The sequence below is a fragment of the Lysinibacillus sp. HST-98 genome (genome assembly GCF_016757845.1).
Taxonomy (GTDB): domain Bacteria; phylum Bacillota; class Bacilli; order Bacillales_A; family Planococcaceae; genus Lysinibacillus; species Lysinibacillus capsici.
Genome location: NZ_JAENHX010000004.1, coordinates 181505 through 198066, shown reverse-complemented (window position 1 = coordinate 198066; position 16562 = coordinate 181505). Strand labels below are relative to the sequence as shown.

The following is a 16562-nucleotide window of genomic DNA, read 5'->3' as shown; positions in this document are numbered from 1 at the left end:
GTCAAACAGTTTACGTTTGAATAGATTAGAAGGGGATGGAGAAGAGGAAATGTCAGAGGAACTATATGATGTAACGATTGTTGGTGGTGGTCCAGCAGGGCTTTATACTGCTTTCTATAGTGGAATGCGAGATTTAAAAACGAAAATTATCGAGTATAGCTCACAACTAGGTGGTCGTATGTTAATATATCCTGAAAAAATGATTTGGGATGTAGGTGGAGTAACACCTATTTTAGGTGGTCAGCTTATCAAACAACTTGTGGAGCAAGCTGAAACCTTTGATCCAACGGTAGTCTTAAATCAAAAAGTGGAAAAATTAGATAAGCAACAGGATGGAACATTTATTTTAACATCCTCTACAGGAGAAAAGCATTATTCCAAAACGGTTATTTTAGCAGTAGGCTATGGCGTCCTTTCTATGCAAAAGCTTGAAATTGAAGGAGCGGATCGCTACGAAGTAACGAATTTGCATTATACAGTTCAGGAATTAGAAATCTTCCGAGACAAGCATGTGTTGATTTCAGGTGGTGGTAATTCAGCGGTTGATTGGGCAAACGAGCTAGAGTCAATTGCCGCAAGCGTCACGATTGTTCATCGTAGAGATGATTTTGGTGGACATGAAAAAAATGTCTTACGTATGAAAGAATCCTCAGTTCATGTAAAAACGCCCTATGAGGTCGTTCAATTGCATGGGGACGGTGATTTAATTCAATATGTATCCATTGTCAATAAAGATACCGATGAAATGGAACGAGTAAAGGTAGATGCTGTCATTGTAAATCATGGTTTAAAATGTGATTACGGTGCGCTTGAAGAATGGGGATTAAACATCCAGGATGGCGTAGCGATTGTTAATGAGAATCGGGAAACGAACGTAGCAGGTATCTATGGAGCTGGCGATTTTATTGATCATCCTAGTAAAGTTAGACTAATAGCTGGTGCATTTACGGATGGAATACTAGCATTAAATAGTGCAAAACTATACTTGGAACCAGATGCACCGAAAGTAGCCTATGTATCTTCACATAATATTCGCTTTAAAGAGCGAAATGAGAAAATTGGGTTAATAGACAATGATTATCGTGAAGTTCGAGGTTAGGTATTAGGGATAGTTTGCTTTTAATATTTTTTACTTGAAAATAATAAAATGCCTATGCTATACTTCAAAAGTATGCAACGTGTACATATGTAGCTGACGTTCCACTTCGACACAAATTTTGTAGTCGACATATTCGGGCTATGTAAGGTACAGTTCGATAATACTCTGTTCCAGATGGTTCAGGGCGAGAGGAGAAAACGAATATGAAACAAGGAATTCATCCAGACTACAAAGAAGCAACAGTAACTTGCTCTTGTGGGAACACTTTCAAAACTGGTTCAGTAAAAGAAAACATCGTTGTCGAGTTCTGCAACGAATGTCACCCATTCTACACTGGCCGTCAAAAATTCGCGTCTGCTGATGGTCGCGTGGATCGTTTCAACAAAAAATACGGTCTTAAAAACTAATGTTAGTTTAATACCTGCCAAGCATGCGCTTGGCAGGTATTTTTTTCAGTAAATAATACACGTTGATGCAAGTCTTTTCAAAATCCAGATTGACACAAAGAAAGGGAGAAGACAAAATGGCACAGCTATATTTTAAACATGGTGCAATGAATAGTGGGAAGTCAATAGAAATTCTAAAAGTTGCCCATAATTATGAAGAACAACAAAAACCTGTAATGATGTTTACTTCAGGTCTAGATACGCGTGATGATGTGGGTTTTGTTTCCAGTCGAGTAGGTTTACGACAACAAGCCATTCCTGTTTATGAAGATACAAATATTTTTGAAATAGTGAAAACGAATGCTGTCAAACCTTATTGTGTGCTTGTGGATGAAGTTCAATTTCTAAAAAAAGCACATGTTTTACAGCTAGCTAACATTGTAGATAAATTGGACATACCCGTAATGGGCTTTGGTTTAAAAAATGATTTTCAAAATGAGCTATTTGAAGGTAGCCAGTACATGCTTACATATGCAGATAAAATTGAGGAAATGAAAACAATTTGCTGGTTCTGTCATAAAAAAGCAACAATGAATTTGCGAGTAGATGAAAGTAGAAAGCCAGTTTACACAGGAGATCAAATTCAAATCGGTGGCAATGATTCGTATTACCCTGTTTGCCGAAAATGTCATGCAAATCCACCGCTTTAAAGCTAAGTAGCTTGTTACAGCGCTAAGAAAAAGTAGCATACATGTGAAAATTTCCTTATACTAAGTAGTGGAAATAAGAAATGAAAAAACCATTACGCCTTAGCGTAATTTTGATGAAAGCGGCTTCTCTATTAAAAAGAAGCAACTTAAAAAACTAAATAGAGGTGAAATCCATGTTTGATCGATTACAGGCAGTGGAAGATCGTTATGAAAGGCTTACTGAGCTTTTGAGCGATCCGGATATTGTTAATGATAGTAAGAAATTACGCGAATATTCTAAGGAACAATCAGATATCCAAGAGACAGTAGATACTTATCGTGAATATAAAAGTGTGAAAGAACAGCTAGTAGATACACGAGAAATGTTAGATAGCGAAAAAGATCCTGATATGCACGAAATGGTAAAGGAAGAATTTAACCTTTTAAAAGCACAGCAGGAAGAGCTAGAAGAGCGATTACGTATTTTATTAATTCCAAAAGATCCGAATGATAATAAAAACGTTATTATGGAAATCCGTGGGGCAGCTGGTGGTGACGAGGCTAATATTTTTGCAGGTGACTTGTTCCGTATGTATTCTCGCTATGCAGAAACACAAGGCTGGAAAATTGATATTATGGAAGCTACACCAAACCCAATGGGTGGCTATAAAGAGGTAATCTTTATGATTAATGGACAAGGAGCCTATTCAAAATTCAAATTTGAAAATGGCGCACATCGTGTACAACGTGTCCCTGCTACAGAATCACAAGGCCGAATTCATACATCAACAGCAACAGTTGCTTGCTTACCTGAGGTTGAGGAAGTGGATGTTGAAATCCATGAAAAAGATATCCGTGTAGATACATTCGCATCTTCTGGTGCGGGTGGTCAATCTGTAAATACAACGATGTCTGCTGTTCGTATGACCCATTTACCAACAGGTGTTGTGGTTTCGATGCAGGATGAACGTTCACAAATTAAAAACCGTGAAAAAGCAATGAAAATTCTTCGTGCTCGTGTTGCAGATATGTATATGCAGGAAGCGCAAAAAGAGATTGATGCTACACGTAAATCAGCTGTTGGATCTGGTGATCGCTCTGAGCGAATTCGCACATACAATTATCCACAAAACCGCGTAACCGACCACCGTATCGGCTTAACGATTCAAAAGCTAGATCAAATCGTTGAAGGCAGACTAGACGAGATTATCGATGCTCTTATTTTAGAAGAACAAGCATCGAAGTTAGAGCGTTTAAATGATGACTTATAAAAATGTGATGGAGGCCCTTGAGTGGGCTTCTTCTTTTTTAGTGGATAATGGTTGTGAACAAACAGCAGCGCGGATTGTTATGCAACATGTGCTTGGTACTAGTTATGGAGAAGTTATGTTGCATTTGCAAGATGAATTAACAGCAGCACAGCAAATGAAATTTATTGAGCTTATAGAAGAACATGCCAATGGACGCCCTGTCCAATACTGTGTTGGGTATGAGGAGTTTTATGGTCGTTCATTCTTAGTCGATGAATCTGTCTTAATACCACGACCTGAAACAGAGGAATTGGTACTTGGAACAATTAATCGACTACCTAAATTATTTACAAAGCAAACATTGAAGCTGGCTGATATCGGTACAGGTAGTGGAGCCATTGCTATTTCAATGAAGCTGGAATGTCCAGCATTAACGGTCATAGCTACCGACTTATCAGAAGCTGCACTAGCAACTGCTCAAAAAAATGCAAAGCGATTAGAGGCAGATATTGATTTTAGATTGGGAGATTTAGCTGCTCCACTTGCAGGAGAAAAATTTGATGTTGTTTTATCGAACCCACCGTATATTGCATTTAATGAGGCACAAGCAATGTCAAGCGTTGTGCTAGAGCATGAGCCGCATAGCGCCCTCTTTGCAGAGGAAGATGGCCTTATGTTATATAGAAAATTAGCTGAACAATTACCAGCTTATATGAATAGGCCAGCGTTGATTGGATTAGAAATCGGTTATACACAGGGGGAGAAAGTAGCCAAATTCTTTCAAGATAGTTTTCCGCAGGCGACAGTTTCAGTAGAAAAGGATATTAATGGTAAACCTCGAATGATTTTTTGTGAGCTACATGTATAAAGTTTCTTAATCTTGCCAACAATGTTGAGCAAGGAGGGATTTTTATGTTGAACGAATACAAGATTATTAGATTACCTAAACAAAATATCTTTCTAGCTTTTGCTAGACTAGTATTAATTGCGATTGTTTTACAGTTATGTGTTTTATATATTCCAACATTAGTAGGTTTGGCGAAGGAATCTTCCGTTGATGTGCAAGAAAAAGATTTTCGTATACGTGTTATTGCAAACAGTAACACTGCACAAGATCAGCTAGAGAAACAGCAGCTTGTTCAAGATTTAAAGCCATACTTTCTACAAGTAGGTACTGCTGGATTTGCTGGGAATGAGCAAATACTTTCGTTAAAACAACAAATTGAAGCTGAACTGAGTGAAAATTATCCACAATTGGATACACAGGTTGTTGTTGGGGATAATTTATTCCCACCCAAAAGACAAGGTGCTGTACTTTATCCACAAAATGTCTATCAATCAATTGTTGTAAAGATTGGTGATGCACGTGGAGATAACTGGTGGTGCAGTATCTTCCCATCGATCTGTGAGCCTGATAAAGAAGAGGTAAAAGAAGAAGTAGAAGAAAAAGAACAAGTTACATTCTTTATATGGGAATGGATAAAAGGACTTTTTGAATGAATTGTGCACAAATTCAGACAACTTATACACATTTTTTAATAAGTTATAAACAATATGTGGATAATTCAGTAAAAACGAATAATTGAAGGTAGGTATTAATCATGAAAACTGTTTGTAAGGTTGTGGACAGTAATGTGAATAGTCAGATTAATTATACACAAGCTGTGGATATCTTAAATGCAGGAGAGGTAGTCGCATTTCCAACAGAGACGGTTTATGGCTTAGGAGCGATTGCCACAAATGATCTGGCAGTTAAAAAGATATTTGAAGCAAAAGGTCGACCTTCAGATAATCCTTTAATTGTCCACGTTGGTACAAAAGAGGAAGTAGCGATCTATATCGACCATATTACTGACATAGCTAAACAATGTATGGATTTATTTTGGCCAGGCCCATTAACACTAGTGATGCCAGCAAAGCCAAATGTCTTAGCTAAAAGTGTCACAGCTGGGTTATCAACAGTAGGCATTCGAATGCCTGATCATCCAGTAGCGCTCGCCTTACTACAACAGCTCCAAAAACCACTTGCTGCACCAAGCGCTAATCGTAGTGGAAAGCCAAGTCCTACAGAAGCCGTTCATGTTTTAGATGATTTAGAAGGGTACATACCTTATATTTTAGATGGAGGTTCTACAGGCATAGGGCTTGAGTCTACTGTACTAGATGTGACACATGAACCTCCAGTAATTTTACGTCCAGGTGGCATTACGAAGGAAATGCTTGAGGCTAAGATTGGCCCAGTGATTCAACCAACTAAAATAGAACAGAAGCTAGACGCAACGCCTAAGGCACCGGGAATGAAATATACGCATTATGCACCAAATGCTCCCGTGTATTTAATAGACTGTGATGTTGAGAAAGTCAACGAAGCTGTTCTACATTTACAGAGACAAGGACATCGTGTAGCACTACTTGCACCTGAGAACTTTGAGGAAATTAAAGTGGATTTTTACTTCTCTATAGGTGAAGCAGGAAGTAAAGAAGAAATGGGTGCGGCCTTATATAATGCACTTAGAGCATGTGATAAAACTACCGCTACCGTAATATTAGCAACAACTACTTCGATAGAAGGAGTAGGTGCAGCTATTATGAATAGACTTGAAAAAGCCTCTGGAGGTAAATGGTATTCATTGTAAATAATAATTGAACAATTATAGGCAAAAGACATTGAAGTACCACATGTTTTTTGTCTTTTTTTGTCCAATTAGTATATGTTAAAAATGAAAAACAATAGTAAACAGTTATGATAATAATGTATTTTCGAGCATAAAATGATAAAATATTAGGGAGCGAAGGAGTGCATTCTTGCAGGGAATTCTTGCAGGTATATTAACGTCTGTTGATGTGATTGGTCTATATGTTTTGCTGCCAAATGTTAGATATCGATTATTTTTATCATTATGGACGGCTGCATTACATATGCTTTTTCCTTTATTAGGATTTGAATTAGGAAATTATTTAGTTCGATTTCTATTAGAATGGGGACAATGGATTTCAAGTATTTTATTATTTTGTATTGGTATGCATTTATTATTATTTTCTCACAGAGATGAAAAAGTAACGATTTCACCTGTACTTTTAGCTGTGACTGCAAGCCTAGACACCTTTTCAGTTAGTGTTTCTTTTGGTATGCTTAACTTAGAAAAAACGATTTTTATTATGAGTGCAGGCTTAAGTGCATTAATTTGTGCTTATGGGTCATTAGTTATAGCACGTAGAAGCCAAGTCTTTTTTGGCAATAAAATTCAAGTAGTTGCTGGCATGATATTTATAATCATGAGTATTCTAGCTATTCAACAATAGATAAAATTGGAGAGTGATAAGTGTGAAAATATTATTTGTTTGTACAGGCAATACTTGTCGCAGTCCGATGGCAGAAGCTATTTTAAAACATAAACATTTAAACAATGTAGAAGTGCGCTCAGCGGGTATTTATGCGATGCCTAATGCACAAATGTCAGCACATGCACAACAAGTGTTAAATGAAGCCCAAATGTCCCATGAACATTTTGCGACGCAATTATCACAAGCTGAAATGGCATGGGCAGACTTAGTTTTAACGATGACGACTGCTCACAAAGATACCGTCATTTCCAATTATCCAGAAGCTGAGCATAAAGTATTTACATTGAAAGAGTATACAAATGAGGGCAGTTTAGAAAATGTAGTGGACCCTTATGGTGGTAATAGCGCAATTTACGAAGCAACATTTACAGAATTAAAAGAACTGGTCGATCAATTAACACAAAAACTAGAAATGAATTGAGGGGTCCTATGAAAAAACAATTTGGTTTACGACTAAAATTGGTGTTATTTGTTAGTGTTCTTGCACTAATCACCTACAGTGTCAGCTTTATATTCATTGAGTTTTTACAACCTACCTTCTTCCCTGACACAAATCGTAAAGTTTTTGAAGTGATTACGTATGCGTTAGGCATAACTTGGTCAGGGATATTAGCTGCCTTTTTAAGTGTAATCCTCATCAAGCCTTTACAGCAGCTTGAGCATTCAGCAACACTTGTGGCGGAAGGAAAAATAGGACAGGATGTACAAATGCCTAATACAAATGATGAGATTCGATCTGTTGCAGAGGCATTCCAACAAATGGTGTTAAACTTACGTCAAATGGTGGAAAGTATTGATCATAACTTCCAACAAACGAATCAATCGATTATCCAGCTTTCAGATGAAGCAGGAGTGGCAACAAGAAAGGCAGAAGGCATTGCGTCTACCGTAAAGCATATTTCTACAGGAGCAGAAGCATCTGCGACAGCTGTACAAGATACTGCTGAAGCGATTGAAGATGTAAGAACGCTTGCAACAGAGGTAAATAGTAGGGCAGAGGCATCAGCATCACAAACTAAAGAGATTCTACATAATTTATCGACAACAACAAAAGCCATTGAAACATTAGTGAATAGTATACAACAAATTGCGACAGGCAATAATGAGGCATTAAAAAGCATTCATGCGCTAGAAGAGAATGCTGGACAGGTAGAACGAATAATTAGCTTAGTTGGTGATATTGCAGCACAAACCAATCTGTTGGCACTAAACGCCTCTATAGAAGCTGCTCGTGCAGGAGAACATGGAAAGGGCTTTGCAGTAGTAGCTGAAGAAGTCCGTGGTTTGGCTGATGAAAGCGCAAAAGCAGTGCAAGGAATTACAGCTTTAATTCAAACCATGCAGCAAAACGTAGAAGTAGTTGTGAAACAAATGAACGAGCAAGTTGCCTTTGCAACAAAGGAAGCCGATCGAGTTTCTGAAACAACGACAGCAGTAGAAAATATGGCTTCTAATGTACATGAAATGGCAACATCAATTGTTGAAATTTCTTCTTTAATCGAACAGCAAATGCATAATATTGAAACGACAGCTAGACAATCACAAGAAGTTGCTGCCATTGCGGAACAAACGTCAGCAGGTGCACAGGAAGTTCGTAGTGCAGCTGAAGAGCAAGCCTATGCAATTGAACAAGTCGAGCATCTGGCTCAAAGTTTGAAAAAGCAATCAGAAGCATTGCATAAAATGATTCAACAATTTGATAGACAAGCGTAGTCCTGAAGGTGATACATAAATCCTATGAAAAATCGGATTTATGTATCACCTTTTTTATTAAAGGACAATTTATGTCCACTGTAAGTAAAAAGCTAAAAAAACTTCAGAAGATGGAATATTACAACAAAAGACCATTATCCGAACTTATTAACATGATATTCACATTATCCACAAAAAAATAGATTTAAAAGTGAATGTTTTTGTGTTAATATACAATTAATGTTCGTCTTTCGGGAAAAATCAACGTAAAAATACAAGAAAAATCGTGTTATTCTTCAGAAAGAAGTGGTACACTAAGGTTGACTATAATTCGAAAAGAGGGAACCCAGTGAGAATAGCAATTTCTTCTGATCACGGAGGCAATAACTTACGTCGTGAGATTATGCAGCTATTAGATGAACTTCAAATTAGCTACGAAGATTTTGGTCCACAATCTGCGGATTCAGTAGACTATCCAGACTATGCAAAACCTGTATCTGAGGGTGTTGCTAACGGAGAATTTGATAAAGGCATTTTAATTTGTGGCACAGGAATTGGTATGTCCATTGCCGCTAATAAAGTCAAGGGCATACGTTGTGCATTAGTACACGATGTATTTAGTGCCAAGGCAACGCGTTGCCATAATGATTCAAATATTTTAGCAATGGGCGAACGTGTAATTGGCCCTGGCCTTGCACGTGAAATCGTACAAGCATGGCTAGAAACCGATTTTGAAGGTGGCCGCCATGTACGCCGTATTGAAAAAATTACTGAACTAGAGCAATAGTAGTTTTGTTATTCCATATATGGCATTCGTATAGGATGTCATATATGGCATGATTTTAATGGATATAGATGAAGGAGCTGAGCTTAATGGTGGTAAAACAAATACGAACACATTTGACTCAGTTACTCAGTGAATTTGAAGAGCAGGTAACATTACAACCCCATACAATTTTTGTAGTAGGGTGCTCTACATCTGAAGTGATTGGTCAGAAAATTGGCACAGCGGGAGCATTGGAGATAGCAGAAGCCATTTTTGAGCCGCTACAAGAATTTGCAGCAAAGCATCAATTGCTTTTAGCATTCCAAGGTTGTGAGCATATAAATCGAGCCATTACTATGGAAGCATCAACAGCTGAAAAATTTGGCTATGATCCAGTAGCAGTTGTCCCAGTACGTACGGCAGGCGGCTCAATGTCAGCATATGCCTATACGCAATTTGATAATCCAGTGATTGTTGAAACAATACAGGCACATGCAGGTATTGATATTGGACAAACATTAATCGGTATGCATTTGAAAGCAGTAGCTGTACCTGTTCGAACATCGGTAAAAATGGTAGGAGAAGCTGTTGTGACGATTGCAACAACACGTCCTAAGCTAATTGGCGGAGAACGTGCAGTATATAAATAATTACCACCCTAGTGGTAGAGATGAATAACGATACTTTAGGAGGCTTTTTCAAACATGGCATATGAAAAATTAGCAGTACAAGACAAAGCAGTATTAGATGGAATTCTTGCAGAAAAAACTCGTCAGCAAGCAAATATTGAATTGATTGCATCCGAAAACTTTGTTTCCGAAGCAGTGATGGAAGCGCAAGGATCAGTACTGACAAATAAATACGCTGAAGGTTATCCTGGTAAACGCTATTATGGTGGCTGTGAGCATGTAGACGTAGTAGAAGATATTGCACGTGATCGTGTAAAAGAACTCTTCGGAGCAGAATATGCAAATGTACAACCACACTCAGGTGCACAAGCAAACATGGCTGTTTACCATACGATTCTAGAACCAGGTGACACAGTTCTTGGTATGAACCTTTCACATGGTGGTCACTTAACACATGGTTCTCCAGTAAACTTCTCTGGTGTTCTATATAATTTTGTAGAGTATGGTGTAACACAAGATACACAAGTGATTGATTATGAAGATGTACGACAAAAAGCTTTAGAGCATAAACCGAAACTGATTGTTGCAGGTGCATCTGCTTATCCACGTGAAATTGACTTCTCTAAATTCCGTGAAATTGCAGACGAAGTCGGAGCCTATTTCATGGTGGATATGGCACACATTGCTGGACTTGTAGCTGCTGGCGAACATCAATCACCAGTGCCATATGCTGATTTTGTTACATCAACTACACATAAAACATTACGTGGACCACGTGGTGGATTAATTCTTGCTTCAAAAGAATGGGAGCAAAAACTAAATAAATCTGTATTCCCAGGCATTCAAGGTGGCCCATTAATGCATGTTATCGCTGCAAAAGCTGTAGCATTTGGAGAAGCTTTACAACCAGAATTTAAAGACTATGCAAAACAAATTAAAGCCAATGCAAAGGCTTTAGCAGAAGTATTAATTGCTGAGGGTGTTGAAATTGTTTCTGGTGGTACAGATAACCATTTATTACTGCTAAATGTTAAATCTCTTGGTTTAACAGGGAAAGTAGCAGAGCACGCTCTAGATGAAGTAGGTATTACAACAAATAAAAATACAATCCCTTACGATACTGAATCTCCATTTGTCACTTCTGGAATTCGTATTGGTACTCCAGCGGTCACTTCTCGTGGCTTTAAAGAGGAAGATATGAAAGAAGTAGGAGCAATTATAGCAGCTGTTCTTAAAAGCCCTGAAGATGAAGCAGTTAAAGCAGATGCAAAAGATCGTGTGAAGGCGTTAACTGATAAACATCCATTATATGTATAATCAGTAGAATAATAGCTGTGTTTAAAGTACAAAATTTACTTTAAATACAGCTTTTTATTTTGGAAATAGAGGATTAAACTGTAAAAAACATCTTTTTTCTAATAAAGTAGAATAATCCCCTTATTTTTGAATAAATTTACATAAAAACGGTATAAAGGGATATATTATAGTAGGCAGAGGACAGATAGTGTCCTAGAAAAGAAGTTTTTTTTAATAAAAGTGAAAATTTAATTAAATTTTATGTACAATGGAAATGAGATGAAGGGATAGAAAAGGAGGGGTTAGATGGTCACTAAATCGTTAAACACAGATTATGATGTATTATTAAACAGCATTCGCAAATTAGGGAATAATTCGAAAGAAAGCTACGTTATTTTTGATGCGACGAAGCATCATTGCATAGTAGAGTGTAATGATTCTTTTTGTATGCTTACTAATGCAGCACGTTCACAAATTCTCAATACTGATTATTTTTCATGGCTATCAATGGATGAAAAAAAGACAACCATTGAAATGATTAAAGAAAAAATACATAACGGCATAATGGTGCAGGCGAAGCTATATCATAATGGCATCGATAAACCTCCCTTTTGGGCAGAAATACAAGCATTACCATTTTGCAATGAGGCAAATATAACGCAATTTGTTTTAGTATTTGTGAAGGATGTTACATATTATCATACGGAAGACTTCTTAATGCGTTTAGAAAATGATATGTACAGGGCAATTGAGAAGGAGTTTACTTTCGAGCAAAAGATGAAGCTTATTTGTCAAGGTCTCGATGGATTTTTTATGCCAAATATTGCGAGTATGGTGCTCATAAAAACAGAAGTAAACCAATTACAAGTTTTCATAGGAGATAATCAAACAAAGAGCGTACCAAGATGTTGTGCAAACAATGATTTCTTTAATAAGGTCATGCAATCAGAAACCTCTACTTTCATAGAGAATTTAGATGGAGTGAATATTCCTGAAGAACATAAGCAATATGCTTCGCTAGCTAAAAAGCCGCATGGATGGTTTATCCCTATACGTAATCAACAGCGGCAAGTAATAGGTGTTTTCTCGATATTTAGCCAAAAAACACAAAGTGACCAAATGCTTAAAAATATGTTTCGAAAAATTGGTGCTCTTGTTGCATTGGCTTATTCATATGCAAGGACGCAGAAAAAAATTTGGGATTTAGCCTATACAGACATTACAACAGGTCTACCTAATCGTCACAGCTTTGTTAATACGATTGAAAGAGAAGTTCAGCAGGGTCAAAGCGGCTTTATTAAAATATTAAAACCGAGTGAATTTCATCAAGTAGTTGAATTGTATGGTCGTGAAATTGGTGACGAACTTTTAAGACAACTTGCCAAACGTCTTGAGCAAGACAAGTCAGAGAGTATTGAGTATGTTGCTAGATTTACAAGCTCTAGTTTGATTATGACTACAATGTCACTTCATGAAGATTTACATGATTATGAGATGAGAATAAAAGAAACGATTCGCCAACCTTTTATTATAGGAGGAAAGCAAATCTATATTACATTAAAAACAGGAATTGCTTCCTATAGTGATGACATTAATATTAATGATGCGATTCGTTTTGCAGATAATGCGTTATCCTTTGCAATCGATAGGCCAGGTACACATACTGAAATATTTACAACAGAGAAAAATGATGTGCTTGTACAGAAGATGACAGTCTTAAATCATTTGTCAGAAGCCATCAAAAATAAAGAAATAACAGTCCACTTACAGCCTAAAGTAGATTTACGCAATGGGGATATTCAAAGTATCGAAGCACTTGCAAGGTGGATTTCCCCAAAATTGGGTTTTGTTTCACCAGCGGTCTTTATTCCAGTAGCAGAGAGTGCTGGTAAGGTTCGAGAAATTGATGTGCTTATTTTAGAGACGGTACTCTCATGGCTTTCAGAACGACAACGCCTAGGAAAGAAATTAGTGAAAATAGCAGTTAATATTTCACCGGATCATTTTTACTACACGCACTTTGTTCAGGATACACTGAAACTTGTGCGGAAGTATAATATTGACCCTAGCTATATTATCTTAGAGGTGACAGAAAATATTGGTTTAGTAGATTTTCAATCAGCCTATAAGATCATTCAAGAGCTAAAGAGCTATGGCTTTAAAACATCCGTAGATGATTTTGGCACAGGCTTTTCTTCGTTAAGCTATTTGCAACAACTACCGTTTGCTGAACTAAAGATTGATCGTAGCTTCATCAATGCTATAGAAGATCCAGCAACACTGGCTATTGTTCGCTCTATCATTCAGTTAGCATTAAATTTAGGAATGATTTCAGTGGCAGAGGGCATAGAGACAGAGGAACAGGTTGAGATTCTACGTGCGCTAGGATGCACAGTAGGACAAGGATACTTCTATTTCAAGCCAATGCCAATTGAACAATTAGATATCATCCTTGATCAGTAACATAGTTTTGACAAAAGAATAGATGACAAATGGAGTTCGCCTAAATTTATTTTTGAGGCGACTCCTTTTTTCTGTTATACTAGTTGAGATAAAAATGAATCCGAACGGTGAGGAGAGAATCCCTTTGAGCAAAGTCTATGTATTTGATCATCCACTAATCCAACACAAATTAACTTATATTCGCGACAAGAATACAGGAACAAAAGAATTTCGTGAGTTAGTAGACGAAGTGGCAACACTAATGGCATTTGAAATTACACGTGATATGCCAGTAGAGGAAATTGAAATTGAAACACCTGTAACAATCGCAAAAACAAAAGTACTTTCTGGTAAAAAACTTGCAATCGTACCGATTCTACGTGCAGGTATCGGTATGGTAGATGGTGTATTAAAGCTTATCCCTGCTGCAAAAGTTGGTCATATTGGTCTTTATCGTGATCCAGAAACATTAAAACCAGTTGAATATTACGCAAAACTTCCTGCAGATGTTGAAGAACGTGATTTCATCATTGTAGATCCAATGCTTGCAACTGGTGGTTCTGCAGTGGAGGCAATTCATTCACTGAAAAAACGTGGAGCTAAAAACATTAAATTCATGTGCTTAATCGCTGCACCAGAGGGTGTAAAAGCTATTCAAGAAGAACATTCGGATGTAGATATTTACATTGCTGCACTTGATGAAAAATTAAATGACCATGGTTATATTGTACCAGGCTTAGGTGATGCCGGAGACCGTCTATTCGGTACAAAATAAACATCCATACATGAAATTTCCTCATTTAGGAAACTAATAACTTGTGAAAGCGTCCTTCAAATTGAAGGGCGTTTCATAGTATGTGTAAGTAAGTAATCTCTTATCGACAGGAGCTGGACCTTACCATACAATAACAAAAAGGACGGTGCAGATCGCTTTGACAAAAAAATGGAAAGTAATGACGATTTTTGGTACAAGACCAGAAGCAATTAAAATGGCTCCTCTTGTTTTGGAGTTACAAAAGTATCCTAAGCAAATAGAATCTATTGTAACTGTAACAGCACAGCATCGCCAAATGCTCGATCAAGTATTAGAGACGTTTAGTATTACACCAAACTATGACTTAAATATAATGAAGGATCGCCAAACATTAATTGATGTAACGACAAATGCATTACAGGGTTTAGATAAAGTAATGAAGGAAGCACAACCAGATATCGTTTTGGTACATGGCGATACAGCAACGACTTTCATTGCAAGTCTCGCTGCGTTCTATAACCAAATTGCTATAGGACATGTAGAAGCGGGACTGCGAACATGGAACAAATATTCACCATATCCAGAGGAAATGAATCGCCAACTAACAGGCGTGATGGCAGATTTACATTTTGCGCCAACTGAAGTATCTAAAAAGAATCTTTTAGATGAGAATAAAAATCCAGCGACGATTTTTGTTACAGGTAATACAGCAATAGATGCATTAGCAACAACAGTCAGTGAACACTACACGCATCCTGTACTAGATAAAATTGGCGAGGACCGCATGATTTTATTAACGGCACATCGTCGCGAAAATCTTGGTGAACCAATGCGCCATATGTTTAAAGCGATCACAAGAATACTGGCAGAACATGAGGATGTTCAAGTTGTTTATCCAGTTCATATGAATCCGGCTGTAAGAGAAATCGCTAATGAAATTTTAGGGAATAATAAACGAGTGCATTTAATTGAGCCTCTTGAAGTATTTGATTTCCATAACTTTGCGGCAAATTCATATATGATCTTAACGGATTCGGGCGGTGTACAAGAAGAGGCACCTTCATTAGGGAAGCCAGTGCTGGTTCTTAGAGATACGACAGAACGCCCAGAGGGGATTGCAGCAGGAACATTAAAGCTAGCAGGAACAGAAGAAGAAACAATTTACGCCTTAGCAAAGGAATTACTAACAGATAATAATGCCTATGAAGCAATGGCTAAAGCGTCAAATCCATATGGGGATGGACATGCATCTAAGCGTATTGTTGAAGCATTGCTAGGATTTTTACAAAAAACTAATTAATATACTATATTTTATATTAAAAATAAGTCTAATGTACCTGTTGAAATGGGTAAGCTAATTTACGAGCATAATCTTGTCGTAAATTAGCTTTTTTTATGCATGAGAAGGTTGAGAAATTTTGAAACTATGAAATTTCATACACAAATTTGTCAACAATTTGACAAGAGTATAGAGGCTGTGAAGTTTTTCTCCTTTACCAATTGACTTCAAATATCTCCTATTGTATGCTTACAAAGGGTAAGAATGATAAGGGTTTCTGTTCATAAATAGGACGTTGAAACACTTGTTATATCAACTTTCTACTAAATTGACAGTTCAAAATAAGACTGTCGATTTGCAACGTTTTGTGCGTTTCGGTTTTTACCGAGTCGGTAAGGGGTGTAAGTTATTTTTTTGGGCATTTACACCTGTAATTGAAATGACTCTCCCATTACTATTCCGCTGTGAGTAGTGCTTTTCACTGCTCTTTTCTGATTTCACATAGTGGTCAGCAAACGTTTTCATTACTCGAAAAAATGATTCAGGAGATTACAACCAATGCTAGATTTGCATCACATTTTTGCTGTGCAGAAGAGGGCGTTATTTTTTTTGCTTGCACTCTGCGCATTAGGCTGGGGATTTACCCCCTATCAAACTGTTTTTGCGGGCATCGCAGTCGGTGCATTCTTTGGTACGTATAATTTTTGGATTTTAGTTCGGCGAATGGAGAAGTTTGACAGATCCATTAGTGAAGGGAAGAAAATAGGCTCACTTGGTACAGCGCTTCGCTTTGGATCAGGTGTTGCGGCAGTCGCAATAGCCATTACGTTGCCAAACTATTTTCACTTAATTAGCACGGTTATAGGGCTAATGATTCCGTACGTTTTTCTCTTTGTCGAGAGAATTGTGTCACATGTAAGGAACCGCTGATGTGC

Annotated in this window: 17 protein-coding genes; all 17 read left to right on the top strand. The window is 37.4% G+C overall.

The window, feature by feature from the left end; all coding sequences use genetic code 11:
* Nucleotides 1-49: 49 nt before the first annotated feature.
* The 17 genes from JIN86_RS11825 to JIN86_RS11745 all read left to right on the top strand — a co-directional run bounded on the left by JIN86_RS11825 (nt 50) and on the right by JIN86_RS11745 (nt 16557).
* On the top strand, nt 50-1099 hold the full coding sequence (locus JIN86_RS11825) for an NAD(P)/FAD-dependent oxidoreductase (RefSeq protein ID WP_004269456.1): 1050 nt from the start codon (nt 50-52) through the stop codon (nt 1097-1099).
* A gap of 203 nt (nt 1100-1302) precedes the next feature.
* Nucleotides 1303-1506 (top strand): 50S ribosomal protein L31, encoded by a 204-nt coding sequence (rpmE, locus tag JIN86_RS11820; RefSeq protein ID WP_004269457.1) that lies wholly within the window; start codon nt 1303-1305, stop codon nt 1504-1506.
* Between the two features lie 116 nt (nt 1507-1622).
* Complete coding sequence (locus JIN86_RS11815; protein WP_004269458.1) at nt 1623-2195, top strand: thymidine kinase; 573 nt, start codon at nt 1623-1625, stop codon at nt 2193-2195.
* 173 nt (nt 2196-2368) lie between these two features.
* Entirely contained in the window at nt 2369-3445 is a 1077-nt protein-coding gene (gene prfA, locus JIN86_RS11810) for a peptide chain release factor 1 (RefSeq protein ID WP_004269459.1), read from the top strand.
* Nucleotides 3432-4292: a peptide chain release factor N(5)-glutamine methyltransferase gene (gene prmC, locus JIN86_RS11805; protein WP_202342015.1), complete on the top strand. Its 861-nt coding sequence runs from the start codon at nt 3432-3434 to the stop codon at nt 4290-4292. Before prfA ends, prmC begins: the two co-directional genes overlap by 14 nt.
* A 44-nt stretch (nt 4293-4336) precedes the next feature.
* A complete protein-coding gene (locus JIN86_RS11800) occupies nt 4337-4924 on the top strand; it encodes a stage II sporulation protein R (protein WP_004269461.1) in 588 nt (195 codons plus the stop codon).
* A 101-nt stretch (nt 4925-5025) separates the two neighbouring features.
* On the top strand, nt 5026-6060 hold the full coding sequence (locus JIN86_RS11795; RefSeq protein ID WP_004269462.1) for an L-threonylcarbamoyladenylate synthase: 1035 nt from the start codon (nt 5026-5028) through the stop codon (nt 6058-6060).
* A gap of 169 nt (nt 6061-6229) precedes the next feature.
* Nucleotides 6230-6727 (top strand): manganese efflux pump MntP, encoded by a 498-nt coding sequence (locus JIN86_RS11790; RefSeq protein ID WP_004269463.1) that lies wholly within the window; start codon nt 6230-6232, stop codon nt 6725-6727.
* A 22-nt stretch (nt 6728-6749) separates the two neighbouring features.
* Entirely contained in the window at nt 6750-7190 is a 441-nt protein-coding gene (locus tag JIN86_RS11785; protein ID WP_202342014.1) for a low molecular weight protein arginine phosphatase, read from the top strand.
* Between the two features lie 8 nt (nt 7191-7198).
* Nucleotides 7199-8482 (top strand): methyl-accepting chemotaxis protein, encoded by a 1284-nt coding sequence (locus JIN86_RS11780; RefSeq protein ID WP_004269465.1) that lies wholly within the window; start codon nt 7199-7201, stop codon nt 8480-8482.
* Between the two features lie 328 nt (nt 8483-8810).
* Nucleotides 8811-9248, top strand: coding sequence for a ribose 5-phosphate isomerase B (gene rpiB / locus JIN86_RS11775; RefSeq protein ID WP_004269466.1), 438 nt, complete (start codon nt 8811-8813; stop codon nt 9246-9248).
* 86 nt (nt 9249-9334) lie between these two features.
* Nucleotides 9335-9877: a TIGR01440 family protein gene (locus JIN86_RS11770; RefSeq protein WP_004269467.1), complete on the top strand. Its 543-nt coding sequence runs from the start codon at nt 9335-9337 to the stop codon at nt 9875-9877.
* A gap of 54 nt (nt 9878-9931) precedes the next feature.
* Nucleotides 9932-11173 carry a serine hydroxymethyltransferase gene (gene glyA, locus JIN86_RS11765; RefSeq protein ID WP_004269468.1) on the top strand — a complete coding sequence of 414 codons (1242 nt, stop codon included), beginning with the start codon at nt 9932-9934 and terminating at the stop codon, nt 11171-11173.
* A 285-nt stretch (nt 11174-11458) separates the two neighbouring features.
* Nucleotides 11459-13615, top strand: a complete 2157-nt coding sequence (locus tag JIN86_RS11760; RefSeq protein WP_202342013.1) for an EAL domain-containing protein — start codon at nt 11459-11461, stop codon at nt 13613-13615.
* 124 nt (nt 13616-13739) lie between these two features.
* On the top strand, nt 13740-14369 hold the full coding sequence (gene upp, locus JIN86_RS11755; protein WP_004269470.1) for a uracil phosphoribosyltransferase: 630 nt from the start codon (nt 13740-13742) through the stop codon (nt 14367-14369).
* A gap of 157 nt (nt 14370-14526) precedes the next feature.
* A complete protein-coding gene (gene wecB / locus JIN86_RS11750) occupies nt 14527-15648 on the top strand; it encodes a non-hydrolyzing UDP-N-acetylglucosamine 2-epimerase (protein WP_004269471.1) in 1122 nt (373 codons plus the stop codon).
* A gap of 537 nt (nt 15649-16185) precedes the next feature.
* Nucleotides 16186-16557, top strand: coding sequence for an ATP synthase subunit I (locus tag JIN86_RS11745; protein ID WP_009371933.1), 372 nt, complete (start codon nt 16186-16188; stop codon nt 16555-16557).
* Nucleotides 16558-16562: the final 5 nt, after the last annotated feature.

What these genes read in the sequence shown, in the direction of transcription:
- JIN86_RS11745 (WP_009371933.1), top strand. Translation starts at nt 16,186, where the DNA reads ATGCTAGATTTGCATCACATTTTTGCTGTGCAGAAGAGGGCGTTATTT.
- JIN86_RS11770 (WP_004269467.1), top strand. Translation starts at nt 9,335, where the DNA reads ATGGTGGTAAAACAAATACGAACACATTTGACTCAGTTACTCAGTGAA.
- glyA (WP_004269468.1), top strand. Translation starts at nt 9,932, where the DNA reads ATGGCATATGAAAAATTAGCAGTACAAGACAAAGCAGTATTAGATGGA.
- JIN86_RS11800 (WP_004269461.1), top strand. Translation starts at nt 4,337, where the DNA reads ATGTTGAACGAATACAAGATTATTAGATTACCTAAACAAAATATCTTT.
- rpmE (WP_004269457.1), top strand. Translation starts at nt 1,303, where the DNA reads ATGAAACAAGGAATTCATCCAGACTACAAAGAAGCAACAGTAACTTGC.
- JIN86_RS11825 (WP_004269456.1), top strand. Translation starts at nt 50, where the DNA reads ATGTCAGAGGAACTATATGATGTAACGATTGTTGGTGGTGGTCCAGCA.
- prfA (WP_004269459.1), top strand. Translation starts at nt 2,369, where the DNA reads ATGTTTGATCGATTACAGGCAGTGGAAGATCGTTATGAAAGGCTTACT.
- JIN86_RS11815 (WP_004269458.1), top strand. Translation starts at nt 1,623, where the DNA reads ATGGCACAGCTATATTTTAAACATGGTGCAATGAATAGTGGGAAGTCA.
- prmC (WP_202342015.1), top strand. Translation starts at nt 3,432, where the DNA reads ATGATGACTTATAAAAATGTGATGGAGGCCCTTGAGTGGGCTTCTTCT.
- JIN86_RS11795 (WP_004269462.1), top strand. Translation starts at nt 5,026, where the DNA reads ATGAAAACTGTTTGTAAGGTTGTGGACAGTAATGTGAATAGTCAGATT.
- JIN86_RS11780 (WP_004269465.1), top strand. Translation starts at nt 7,199, where the DNA reads ATGAAAAAACAATTTGGTTTACGACTAAAATTGGTGTTATTTGTTAGT.
- JIN86_RS11760 (WP_202342013.1), top strand. Translation starts at nt 11,459, where the DNA reads ATGGTCACTAAATCGTTAAACACAGATTATGATGTATTATTAAACAGC.